At 40.7% G+C, this 10,755-nt stretch carries 15 protein-coding genes; 1 reads left to right on the plus strand and 14 read right to left on the minus strand.

All coding sequences use genetic code 11. The features are described 5' to 3' along the window. Position 1 precedes the first annotated feature (1 nt). The 11 genes from ABS766_RS13545 to ABS766_RS13595 form a co-directional block, all read right to left on the minus strand. Positions 2–484 (minus strand): hypothetical protein, encoded by a 483-nt coding sequence (locus tag ABS766_RS13545; protein ID WP_408085727.1) that lies wholly within the window; start codon positions 482–484, stop codon positions 2–4. Further along, positions 475–924 (minus strand): hypothetical protein, encoded by a 450-nt coding sequence (locus tag ABS766_RS13550; RefSeq protein WP_408085728.1) that lies wholly within the window; start codon positions 922–924, stop codon positions 475–477. The genes ABS766_RS13545 and ABS766_RS13550 overlap by 10 nt, the downstream gene beginning before the upstream one ends. 11 nt (positions 925–935) lie before the next feature. After that, a complete protein-coding gene (locus tag ABS766_RS13555) occupies positions 936–1,220 on the minus strand; it encodes a hypothetical protein (protein ID WP_408085729.1) in 285 nt (94 codons plus the stop codon). 4 nt (positions 1,221–1,224) lie between these two features. Further along, positions 1,225–2,049 carry a hypothetical protein gene (locus ABS766_RS13560; RefSeq protein WP_408085730.1) on the minus strand — a complete coding sequence of 275 codons (825 nt, stop codon included), beginning with the start codon at positions 2,047–2,049 and terminating at the stop codon, positions 1,225–1,227. Further along, complete coding sequence (locus ABS766_RS13565; protein ID WP_408085731.1) at positions 2,049–3,947, minus strand: hypothetical protein; 1,899 nt, start codon at positions 3,945–3,947, stop codon at positions 2,049–2,051. Before ABS766_RS13565 ends, ABS766_RS13560 begins: the two co-directional genes overlap by 1 nt. 1 nt (position 3,948) lies before the next feature. Then, positions 3,949–4,449: a DUF6712 family protein gene (locus ABS766_RS13570; RefSeq protein ID WP_408085732.1), complete on the minus strand. Its 501-nt coding sequence runs from the start codon at positions 4,447–4,449 to the stop codon at positions 3,949–3,951. Next, positions 4,421–5,578: a hypothetical protein gene (locus tag ABS766_RS13575; protein ID WP_408085733.1), complete on the minus strand. Its 1,158-nt coding sequence runs from the start codon at positions 5,576–5,578 to the stop codon at positions 4,421–4,423. The genes ABS766_RS13570 and ABS766_RS13575 overlap by 29 nt, the downstream gene beginning before the upstream one ends. Continuing rightward, the gene (locus ABS766_RS13580; protein WP_408085734.1) at positions 5,575–6,024 is read right to left on the minus strand and encodes a hypothetical protein; all 450 of its coding nucleotides are present in this window, start codon (positions 6,022–6,024) and stop codon (positions 5,575–5,577) included. Before ABS766_RS13580 ends, ABS766_RS13575 begins: the two co-directional genes overlap by 4 nt. Continuing rightward, on the minus strand, positions 6,024–6,614 hold the full coding sequence (locus tag ABS766_RS13585) for a hypothetical protein (protein ID WP_408085735.1): 591 nt from the start codon (positions 6,612–6,614) through the stop codon (positions 6,024–6,026). Before ABS766_RS13585 ends, ABS766_RS13580 begins: the two co-directional genes overlap by 1 nt. 129 nt (positions 6,615–6,743) lie before the next feature. Further along, positions 6,744–7,802, minus strand: a complete 1,059-nt coding sequence (locus ABS766_RS13590) for a hypothetical protein (RefSeq protein WP_408085736.1) — start codon at positions 7,800–7,802, stop codon at positions 6,744–6,746. After that, positions 7,802–8,836, minus strand: a complete 1,035-nt coding sequence (locus tag ABS766_RS13595; protein WP_408085737.1) for a Clp protease ClpP — start codon at positions 8,834–8,836, stop codon at positions 7,802–7,804. The genes ABS766_RS13590 and ABS766_RS13595 overlap by 1 nt, the downstream gene beginning before the upstream one ends. A 306-nt stretch (positions 8,837–9,142) precedes the next feature. Between ABS766_RS13595 and ABS766_RS13600 the strand changes: the two genes are divergently transcribed. Continuing rightward, entirely contained in the window at positions 9,143–9,865 is a 723-nt protein-coding gene (locus tag ABS766_RS13600) for an SIMPL domain-containing protein (protein WP_408085738.1), read from the plus strand. Position 9,866: 1 nt separating this feature from the next. Here the strand turns inward: ABS766_RS13600 and ABS766_RS13605 are convergent, their stop codons facing one another. The 3 genes from ABS766_RS13605 to ABS766_RS13615 all read right to left on the minus strand — a co-directional run. After that, positions 9,867–10,109: a hypothetical protein gene (locus ABS766_RS13605; RefSeq protein WP_408085739.1), complete on the minus strand. Its 243-nt coding sequence runs from the start codon at positions 10,107–10,109 to the stop codon at positions 9,867–9,869. After that, the gene (locus ABS766_RS13610; protein ID WP_408085740.1) at positions 10,110–10,352 is read right to left on the minus strand and encodes a hypothetical protein; all 243 of its coding nucleotides are present in this window, start codon (positions 10,350–10,352) and stop codon (positions 10,110–10,112) included. Between the two features lie 21 nt (positions 10,353–10,373). Continuing rightward, the coding region (locus tag ABS766_RS13615) for a hypothetical protein (RefSeq protein ID WP_408085741.1) at positions 10,374–10,755 on the minus strand (382 nt) is incomplete at its 5' end.

A 10,755-nucleotide genomic window follows, 5' to 3' on the forward strand; every position in this document is an offset into this window, starting at 1 on the left:
TTTATTTTAATGGGTCAGTTTCTTCCACAACCCTATTATTATTTACCACATTGCTTTTCAATCTTTCAAGCACCCCTCCTTCTTTTAAAGCGATGTCTAATATTTCACGTGCTGTTTTATCAGTCCGGCGCCTGAATTTTTCATCAGCTTTTTCACGTACAGATACAAACTCAATCCACACCAATATGATAGCTCCAATAATTGAAGCTAAAGGAAGAATATTGAATTTTTCGCTGATAAGCCCAAGAGGGTTAATACTATCAAACAGGAACATGAACACCATCATGGCCAAGTAATCAATTATTTTTTTTACAGTCCGGCGCAGCCCGGCGCTATGGGTATAATCACCTATGCTTTTTGATTTTCGGATACCATAACGTAAATCAATCCCCACTGCAACAAGCACAATAAGCCAAGTAAAAAAAATAATCACCACCTTTAATATAATAGCACTTAAATTGCTGTTTACATAGTCTAATACCATTCGTTATTTTTAAATAAATCTTTAAATCTTTTCTGCTCCCGCTCCGGGAGCTGGCTCCATACAAAAGGGTAAAAACACAGGTAGCATATTATGAATACATGCAGTATTTGCCAGTAGCTGTAATTTTCCCAAACCGGTTTGCCTATAAATTCATAAATACCTAAAGCTATCGGCAGGCACATAAAGACCGAAAGTATAGCCGCGCACATGTCGCTTACCTGCATGGTGCCGTTACCGGTTTCACCCTGCCATATTTCCAACCCGATGGCTGTCAGTACAGTAAACAGAGCTGCTATACAAATAGCCGCTTCGTGTACAAATAGCGTGTCAGCGCCAAGCGTTGTTACAGTAAAAAGCACAGCGGCACCTATGGCGTGGTCTACAAAGTCGAACCCTGTAAACCGCATTAAGTCAAGTAATTTTTTAATAAGTATCTTCATTATTTATAATTTTAATTAAAGTTCCAGTCTTCGGGCAGGATATCAACCTGCCGGGCGAGTTCCTGCCCGGTAAATAAACCTTCAAGATTTACAGGGGCAACCAGGGTTGTCCCGTCCGGGTTTGTAACACCTTGTGTGTTTTCATACTCTATTGCTGCCTTATCCATAGTTGGGTGCATAATAAGCGGGAGGTATTCCACGCCTTGAGGTAAATAACCTGCATTGATAGCATCATCGGTTAAAATCTGATGCCTCATTTGGGCAGTGCTTATTTTATCGTAAATTATATATGGCATACGATTAATTATAAAGGTTAGGGTATCTTATGGCTATATACTCGTTATAGAGCCGGGTATGCTCATCTAATATTTGCGCCTGGCTTTTTCCGGTATTGTCGTACATAATGATTTCATACAGGTAGTTGCCCTCGCCTGCTTTGATTTCTATCAAATAGTTATCTGATAAAACCGGCGGGGATTCTGAAAATTTACCAGAAGTCTTCGCAGCCGAAGGATCATTTATATATAAAAATCTATGGTTATTAGCTGGCGTATAACCTGTATCAATTACAGATATTACATTGTTACCCAACGGGGGTACATTTGCCGCACCTATTGAATTACTAAGGATAGTCGTTGCGGAGGAGTAAGTACCCTTTCGAACACCGCTCGACATAAATGTAGGCGTGGGTAAGCTAAGCCTATAACTGCCGTAATCAAAATGCTGAGAACCCGTTGATATGAAATTAATATTAGCAGCGCCTAAATAGCTATTGATTTTTACTACAATTATCATCGTCATTGGCCTGCCGTCATACAGCATCTTTTTAAACTCTAAATCAGTTGAGCAACCCATAACGATTCGGCTGTCATAAAACCGTATTCCTAAACCGTTGTCGGTGTTATATAAACGTGGGCTATAGGCCAGGGTTGTAAGGTCAACGAGATTAAATATGGTGTCCAAGTGCCTGTTGTTGCCGCTTAAATCATTCCATTGTGTTACAAGGTTGCCAAAGGCCAGATCAACCCCATCCGTGGACTTATACCATGCAGCAAGCCCGCCAAAATCTAAAGGCGATAACCCACCGTATTTAAAGCCCTCTATTAAACCGCCTTCTATATGCATTATCCTATGTTGTATTTAATCTCGGTGAACGCGCCGGTATAGTTTGTGTTATCATCTGCATCAGGCGTAAAGTAAAATTTGATAGTATTAGTACCGGCTATATGCTCTACACCTACCGCCCAATCATGATAAGCTGCGTTGCTGTGGTTGGATGTGATGTTTACCGTATAAGCCGATATTGACAGGTTGTTGTTGACTATACGTGCCACTATTGGCTTGAAATCACCGGCTATTATTTCACTGCCGGAGGCATTTTTTACAATAAATGATATTGAGGCCTGTATGGTTTGGGCATTGCTGTCCAGTGTTAACGAAAGGTCATTGCCCAGGCTGTCTTTTCCATATACTTTAGTCCCTGCACCGGCTGTGGTTATAGCAGCCTGTTCCCACTGAAGGTTATAAAACACCCCCCTTGATATTACCTGACGTTGTAGAAGTATAATACCCTGCTGCCCGTTTAATGATTTAAAGGTCATGTAATTGACGCCGTTGGTATCTATAAACTGCAGGGCTTGTTCCTGGTCTGCATTAAACTCCACATAAGCATTGCCTGAAGCAATGTTATTCTGGACTTTTAAACGGAACTCGTTCGATATAACCGTTAATTTACCCGTACTTATTCCATCCTGCCCAATGGTAAGATTATTGGTTATTTGGTTAAAACTTATATCTGCTTCGCCTATTGGAGTACCGTCTGTAGTAACTAATACTACCCGTACAGTGCCCCCTGCCAAAGAGGCATTAGCCCCTGTATTTAATTTATTATTTAAGGCAGCTTGTGTGGCATCGCTTACGGGTTTAGCTGCATCACTCGTGTTATTTACATTACCTAAACCTACGGCCGCTTTATTTAAAGTTTGCCATGTTTTATCACCCCTCCAGTATTGTGCTGTTGTTCCGGACGATATGGGGGGTTCGGCATTTACATCATTCATTATCGCGTAACCTGTGCCCGTCCACCTGTACATTTTCCCTCCGGGAATATTATTAACTAATGTCTTAACGATGTACAGGACATTATCCAAACCCGTTTCAGGAAACTGCGCTGGACTGTCATATTGCTGTATACTTTCTATAGCTGCTGACTGCTCACTATCAGTCACCATTTGGAAATCACTTTCAACAAAATCATTGTTGAATACCCCGTTGGTACCTATAAAAAGCTGTACATACTGCACCCCGTCAATTGTATATTTGAAAAAATAGGATATTTCGGTATCGGAAAGATCATGCTCAATACTATTCATTACAGTAAGGAAATCACTGCCTGTAATATCACCGAGATCGGTTACCGACTGGCCCGGTGTTTCTTCAATATCATCCGGAGTAAGGCTTTGAGTAGGCAATTCATAAAAATCGGGTCCGGTTACCGAAAGTCCTCCATAGCCCCAGCTTCCAGCTCCTCTCAAAAACAACCAGGTATATTTGGCTACAGGTGTAAAAATATAATTGATACTTTGATATTTAATAGCATAAACTATTACGGGCGTTTGTTTTTCAGTAACTGTAAAACTAGACTGAGAAAAAGTATTTATGGCATCTACAACATTGTAAAGGGTGGGATTGCCATTAGCCATTCCGACAGAAACTAATAACTGTAGACCAATAACTTTTTTTAAGCCTATATTGTTTTGATCTAAAAGAGTAGTGTCTCCAGAAGTGAAAATTCTTACATATAAAACGTCTAGTAAGGCTATTTGTAAGGCTTGGGCACTACTATAATCTAAACCATTTACAATAAATTCAGAATAATGTGTAAGTGGTATTAAAACATCTTTTCTCTCATAACAATTAAAGATTTCTATTTTTTCACCTTTTACTGAGGTAATGTAGTTTTTTAAATATGTAATTCCGTTGAGGGAGAATTTCTTTGTACTTATTGAATTGATTGATATCATGCTAACCTATTTTTGTAAATCTTAAACCTGCGGCAGATGTGTTTGCGCATGATATATAATCCTGCTGTTTTGTACGTATAAGATAATTTTTTACACTATCCCAAATTTTAAATGCCACATCGCGATTAAGGGTATAAATAGTTTTTTTGGTTGTGGTTTCAGCCGGGCGGCTCTCAGGGTTTAGTTTTTCTACAATTGAAAAAGGGGTATCTGTTATAGATGAAAACATCATATACCGTGCATAGGCGAAATAAACCAAAACCATCTTAAGTCCATAATTAGAGTATGAAATACCATTAAATTCATACATTCCCCCATTCCATAGATCTTCTAAATCCTGTAAGCTTTCCAGCAGTTTATTATATAACCCCTCGCCTATAAGCGGCTGAAGATCCAGTAGCTGCGCATCTAATATTATTTCATTAAGCTTGTCATCATTACCTGTTTTAGACATCTGGCGGTAGGCAGCAATATCATTCCGGGTTATTAAAGGCTGCATCATCTATAAGTTTTATGGGTTCTACTTTAAGGCTTGAGTAATCCTGGCTTTTTGCTAGGAGCCGGTTAATGACAGAAGTCAGCAGTGCCCTTTCTTTAAAAGTGTTTTCCCAGTAAGTGCGCTTCATTTCCCGGATGGCTTCTCCTGAATTGCCAAAAAGTGACGAGTCGTTTGTTTTTATCAGGCCAGACGGGAGGTTGTTAAAAGCTACTAATATATTTTCCCTTACGCTGGTTTCGGTATAGTTAAAAAGCTCATCATCAATTTTGCTTTCAATCTGCTTTATTAGTATGGCATCTTCAAGCTTTTCGCCTGCAAAATCCATTTCAAGGCAAAGCACACCACCTGTGTTCTCGGCCCCAAGACTTTCTTTAATTGCTTTTTGGAATGCCTCACGTTCACTCTCAGCTTCCTGGTGTGGCTGGCTACCAGGTTCTAACCCTTCTGCAATAAGTGGCCGTGTTACAACAAGCGTATTACCAAAAAAGCCTTTGCGTAATAACCGGTTTTTATAAACAGATGCCTGTGCTTCACTATCACAATCTTCAGCCACAGAATCTATACGGCTTAAGGGATAAATTAGCTTGGTATCCATATTTATATAAAGTACCTGCCCTTTATAATGCTCCCATCCACTGGCTTTTTCAACCTGTGCATCAATTACTTTTTTACGTGGGTTATATACATCTATGAGTTCAATTTCATTGCGCTTTGGCTTTAGCCATTCTTTACACACCGCTATTTTTCCGGCATAGTCGGTACTGTCTTTTTTACCAATGCGGCACCATTCAAAGGGCAAGACACTAAAATCAGCTATCTGGTAGAGCGCATTATAATTAATGTGTACAAATACGCCTCGTTGTTTAACCAGGTCATCTGCTACATCATCTGCAAAATCTATGAGCTTTATATTTTTAGCTTTATTAATAACAATACTGTCTGCATCGGGGCCAAAACCTTTTCCGATAAGATACTGTACCATGATGGACGCAGCGCTTTTTGCCGTTACACTGTTGTTAATAAGCCTGTCCATACGTTCGGGGTATCCATTATCTACATCATTGGCATACACGTCAGCACTTTTACTCCAGGGGGTAAGCCTTTTCCATACCTCTATTAAAAGTGTTTTCATTCTTTGGCACCTGTATCAGGAATATTTCCGGCAACTTTATCTTTATATTTTCTAATTTTTCCTTTTTTCTCAGGATGATCAGTAATTTCTTGCGTGGCAGATTCTTCTTCGGGTATTACTGCAAAAAAACGTTGGCCATTGGGTTTGTTTAATAGTTTTTGGGCATATTCATTAGTAATGTTGGCGTTATTAACCAATATGGATGAACCAAACCCTAAGGGGATATTTTCGTACTTAGCGTGAAGCCTGTATTTACATGTATTGGCCATAGTACTGTAATGTTTTTTATACTTTGTCAAATATTCATTAAGGCACTTATTGCACGAAGGATTTACCGGCCCGGGGAATAAGGCTGTGTATTCCCTCAAGAAGATTTCGAGGTATCGCACCCCCTCACCCGTAACACTACGAGTAAGGGTGCGGATATCCATACTTTTAAAATCCATTAGGCCTGTACAAATAAGGCATCAAATGTTGTTTTGGTAGCAGCATAATCGCCATCAAGGTATGTTTTTGGCATTGTGGTTTCTTCAAAACCATCGGCAGATGCAAGTTCAAACATAATCATGTTGTCGTTTTCTTTTGAGCTGTTTGTCATGGTAGAAAGTTCAAGTCCGGAAGACAGGCCAAGAACCTCAAAGGCATCTTTGCTCTCTGTGCCTTTCCAAACCTGTTCAATTACAGCTACATATTTAGCCCCCTTAGCAAGATTAGCGGCCTGTAATTTATTTTCGGCGCTTGGGTTGAAGATGACACCGCTGAAAGTATGCTTAAACTTATCAGGGGCATTTTCTTTTTTAACCAGTTCCCAAGCTTTACCGTTACTTTGTTTTACACCAGTAAGTTTGTAACCTGTTTTGCCTGATTTAAGGCTCACGTTTGTGATTACCATATCATTTGTGGCATCGGTTGTAATGGTTGTTACATCAATATCATCTTTGTTGATGAGTATTACATTTTGTTCAATTCCACCTACGGGTGCATTTGCACAATCAAAAGTTATATCAGCGGTTAAATGTCCTGTACAATCCGGCATGTTTTTGTTATATTAAAAAGTGTCAAATATTGTAGAAAAACTTGTTTCAGGTTTAAAGTTTCAGGTTGAACCTGATTGCTCCCCTCAGTTTACTTTTCCAGCTCGGCTAAACTTAAATTAAATGGAGCGTTAGTACGCTGCAACCGTCATGTAGGTTTCAAGATGTTTTGCATCTATAGTATAAGCGGCATCCATAATATTAGTTTTAGATACTTTGTCATAAAACACATCCAGTTTGGTAAGGTCATCCTCGCTTAGGGTGCCCACAGGTATGTTGCTTTTTGTGGTAAGTACTGCGCGGTGTGGCAAGTGCCATGATGTTCCATTATTTTGGTAATCTTTAATATACCTGTCCCAATCATAACGCACTTTAACTTCTATACCATCAAAATACAATTTAGGTCGGCCTTCTTCTACTACTTCAAGGAAACCGGAACCCAGGTTTTTGTTGCGCAGGGTGGCACGGTAATTATCGGCCAGTGACCTTGAAGCAAGGATAAATACATCATCTGCAGATACCAGCCTTTCATCGGCAGTAGTTACCATTTGTTCAAAAATGGCAAGGGCAGCATCGTCTTCAAGTGCCTGTGCAGCATAGGTTGCGCCAGCATTAGCTGTGATAGCTACATAGTTGGAAGCAGACGTGGGTACTTCTTCAAAAATTTGTTTAAACAGGCCATCAAATGAGTTAAAATAACCCAAATCGGTGCCGTTTGTAAATACGCCATCATTTTCTACTGTGGCAGCAGCTGTATCATTAAACCACACTTTGCGGTGAATATTTTCTATAAGCGAACTTTCAACAGATGATATGATTACGCCCAGTTCCTGGGTGCCTACCATATCAAAAAAATCAGGGTTTATACGTTGTGATTTTCGAAATACCTTTAACAATGCATGCATATCTGCCTGGCAGTGCTGTAGGCGGAAATCTTCCATTACCGGTGTCCAGTATTTTTGGGTTAATGTAAAACCGCCCGCAACATTGGGTGTACATCCGCTGGTTTCTTTACCCAATAACCCAAGCCTGTCGGCAAAGGCAATCTGGGTTTTTACATCAATACCTGTTTCAACCTCATGGTATTCTGCAATGTCGCTATCATTAAAAACCCTTTCAAATATTACCTCGCTTACCGTTTCGGCTTCGCGGGGGTTAAGCACTAATGAGTCTACATTAAATAACGGCATTACTTCTTCGGTTTAGTTTGCAAATATTGCTTAATGCCTGCGGTACGGTCTGCCTGGGCAACCCTTCGGGTAGCTACTTTTTTACCATCTATGCTGTAGCGGCTGCCTACCTGGCGTTTAAGCGCCATTACCTCGCCTTTAATAATATTAAGCTGCCTTTTAAGGGCTTTGTTTTCTGCCCGCAGGCCAGCTGCAGCTTCTTCAGCAGCCCCGGCTTCCGGCTCAATAATATCAGTAAGTTCTCCGGCTTCAAACACATAGGTGGTACCGTCTGGCAATAAATACTCGCCCTCGGCAGGTACACCATCTATGGTGGCAGTAGCGCCAATTTCAATAACGCCATCATCCGGCAACTCTGTAAAATCAATTTCTGCACCGGTGGCATCCTGCACCACTTTGTTAAAGATGTGGGCATTTTTAAATTTGCCCAGCGTTTTTGCAAACAGGCTTTCCATCCAGTGCCTGTCCTTTTCACTAAAGGTTCCTCTCATAGTTAAATTTGGATTAATAAATGCTTTTGCTACAGCTTTAACCTGCTGCGGGGTAGTAGTAAAGCCCAGGGCGGTGAGCTGTGATGGCGAAAGCCAGGTCTCATTTTTCAATAGGGGTACTATGGCCTGCTCCTGAATGTTGAGCGTTTTTTTATAGAATCCCACCATTTTTTTTTCGATGGCCCTGAGCTGTAACGTAAATTTTTCCAGATCTTCGGCAGTGCCCATAGAGCCACCCCATGGAAGGTGAATCATGAACGGGGTATTTTCGCGCAGCATGCGCTTAGTGCCTGCCATAAATATTACTGTAGCTATGCTGGCTACAATGCCGCTGCCAATGGTAGTAAGCGGTTTTTTGAGCGATTTTAGGTAGTTGTAAATATCAAAACCTACATCTACCAGGCCACCCTCGCTGTTAATGTGTATGTTGAATGCTGTTGCCTGTGGCTGTTTGCGTGCCTGTGCTATAACATCGGCAAGCTCAATACCCGTAGTACCGTCAAACGAGCCGATTTGCCCGGAGATGTATATATTTCCTGTCATTCAGCATGAATGAGTGAAATCTTATTTAATTTGGAGATATGCTAATTTGAAGAATTGAAAATTAACGTATGCCTATTGGCTAACAGCGCTGCTTTGATGGTACAAAGGTACGACGCTTTTTAAAGGTTTTACTGAAGCGATGCTTTCAGAACACTGTTGAATATAAAAAGAAACGGATCCTTTTATACTGCAAAGATACCCTGCTTTGCACTGTGTTTACTGAAAGGTGTTTTGCAATAATATTTTTGTTTACCAACCTTTTGCCTTTTAAAAGTATCTTTAAAGGTATAATCTTAATGTACAGCCATGAAAAACATTTCCTTATTCCTCTTATTTCTTGTAAGCCTTCAAAGCTTTAGCCAGTCTAAAAATTACATTGATGTGCCCTACCTTGAAACCCGTGCGCAGGCAGATACACTTGTTACACCGGACAGGATTTACATTACCATTATACTGAACGAAGCCAATACAAAAGGGAGGCAGTCTACAGAAGAGCTGGAACAGAAAATGGAACAGGAGCTTACCAAGCTAGGCATTGATACCCGTAATGACCTCACACTTTTAGATTACAGCAGCAACTTCCGAAAATATTTTTTAAAGGTTCAGGACATCCTGAAAAGTAAAATATATTCTCTTATTGTACACGATGCCATAACAGCAAACAAAGTTCTCGAAGCCCTTGAAAGTGCAGAAATATCAAATGTAAATATTGACCATGTAGAATATTCGGGGGAGGAGCAACTGCTGCTGGCATTAAAGTCTAAAGCTGTTGCAAAAGCAAAAGAACAGGCAATGTTTTATACTAAGCCACTTGGGCAATCGGTAGGCAGGGCGCTATATATTAGTGATACAGATGAGAAAGCTGTAAACCCTTACCTTTCACAGGGTGCACCGGGTTCGGGCTATAATATCAGGATAAGGGGAGCTTCCAGCTCTGTATATGGCAATAGTGTACCTGAACCTATTAATGTTGATTTTGATAAAATTGAATACCGGGCAGCCGTTTTTGTTGTTTTTAAGCTGGAATGATTTATCCCTCCATAAAGGCAATAATGTTATATACAGTGCGTTCGCTGATGTTATAATGGGCTGCAACTGTTGCAGTAGCTTCACTTTTGCGGGGTTTTTTAAAATGCTTGTTCTGGTATTCCATTTCTTTTATGTAAGCTTCATAATACACCTTCCAGTCCAGTATGTGTACCGGGATAAGGCTTTTTGCCATGAGTTTCATAAAATCTTCGCCAAGGCTTAGTATGGTTTCATATCGGTTCATTTACCATTTATTATCAGGACAAATATCATTGCTGCGTATTTTAGCACTAAGGGGGCAGCCGCACAGGTTGCAATAAGCACCCTCTACATTTTTTAATGTATCTTTTATAAAAGCCAGTATTTTACCATTACGGCTATGGGGGCAGGCGGCACAGAGGGCAGCACGTTGCCGTGCTACCGTTTCTGTTACCTCGCTTTTTGCCATATAATTTTTCCAGCCGGAGAGGATTGCTGAAATTTTCATCTGTTTTAATTTAATCAAATTTTAAAAGTTTGCCCCTTGGCGCACACGGGCGTAGCTGTTGCTTTGGGTTACAATATCTTCTACTGCTACTACCGGAGGTGGCAAGGTGCTGTTTGCCTGGGCAATTTTGGAGGCTAAGTCATCTACATTAAGTCCGGGAGAAGCTATTTCACGCGATACAATACCGCCACCGGCAAAATAATTGGGCGCGCTACCGCTACCGGCAGGAAAGGTGTTATTAAAAGCCATAAAATGGCGTGCGGCATTACGGTTCATCACGCCAATAAGTTCTCCCTGTTCGGCTTCAAAAGTGGTGCCGTCTTCTCCGGTAAAGGTAGTGCCGCCGGCACTGTGCCTTTGTCCGCCAATATTAAATAACGCTCCTTTTTCTGCTTTAGGAGGT

The organism is Flavobacterium rhizosphaerae (assembly GCF_046000445.1).
Classification (GTDB): domain Bacteria; phylum Bacteroidota; class Bacteroidia; order Flavobacteriales; family Flavobacteriaceae; genus Flavobacterium; species Flavobacterium rhizosphaerae.

What these genes read in the sequence shown, in the direction of transcription:
- ABS766_RS13545 (WP_408085727.1), bottom strand. Translation starts at nt 484, where the DNA reads ATGGTATTAGACTATGTAAACAGCAATTTAAGTGCTATTATATTAAAG.
- ABS766_RS13550 (WP_408085728.1), bottom strand. Translation starts at nt 924, where the DNA reads ATGAAGATACTTATTAAAAAATTACTTGACTTAATGCGGTTTACAGGG.
- ABS766_RS13555 (WP_408085729.1), bottom strand. Translation starts at nt 1,220, where the DNA reads ATGCCATATATAATTTACGATAAAATAAGCACTGCCCAAATGAGGCAT.
- ABS766_RS13560 (WP_408085730.1), bottom strand. Translation starts at nt 2,049, where the DNA reads ATGCATATAGAAGGCGGTTTAATAGAGGGCTTTAAATACGGTGGGTTA.
- ABS766_RS13565 (WP_408085731.1), bottom strand. Translation starts at nt 3,947, where the DNA reads ATGATATCAATCAATTCAATAAGTACAAAGAAATTCTCCCTCAACGGA.
- ABS766_RS13570 (WP_408085732.1), bottom strand. Translation starts at nt 4,449, where the DNA reads ATGATGCAGCCTTTAATAACCCGGAATGATATTGCTGCCTACCGCCAG.
- ABS766_RS13575 (WP_408085733.1), bottom strand. Translation starts at nt 5,578, where the DNA reads ATGAAAACACTTTTAATAGAGGTATGGAAAAGGCTTACCCCCTGGAGT.
- ABS766_RS13580 (WP_408085734.1), bottom strand. Translation starts at nt 6,024, where the DNA reads ATGGATTTTAAAAGTATGGATATCCGCACCCTTACTCGTAGTGTTACG.
- ABS766_RS13585 (WP_408085735.1), bottom strand. Translation starts at nt 6,614, where the DNA reads ATGCCGGATTGTACAGGACATTTAACCGCTGATATAACTTTTGATTGT.
- ABS766_RS13590 (WP_408085736.1), bottom strand. Translation starts at nt 7,802, where the DNA reads ATGCCGTTATTTAATGTAGACTCATTAGTGCTTAACCCCCGCGAAGCC.
- ABS766_RS13595 (WP_408085737.1), bottom strand. Translation starts at nt 8,836, where the DNA reads ATGACAGGAAATATATACATCTCCGGGCAAATCGGCTCGTTTGACGGT.
- ABS766_RS13600 (WP_408085738.1), top strand. Translation starts at nt 9,143, where the DNA reads ATGAAAAACATTTCCTTATTCCTCTTATTTCTTGTAAGCCTTCAAAGC.
- ABS766_RS13605 (WP_408085739.1), bottom strand. Translation starts at nt 10,109, where the DNA reads ATGAACCGATATGAAACCATACTAAGCCTTGGCGAAGATTTTATGAAA.
- ABS766_RS13610 (WP_408085740.1), bottom strand. Translation starts at nt 10,352, where the DNA reads ATGAAAATTTCAGCAATCCTCTCCGGCTGGAAAAATTATATGGCAAAA.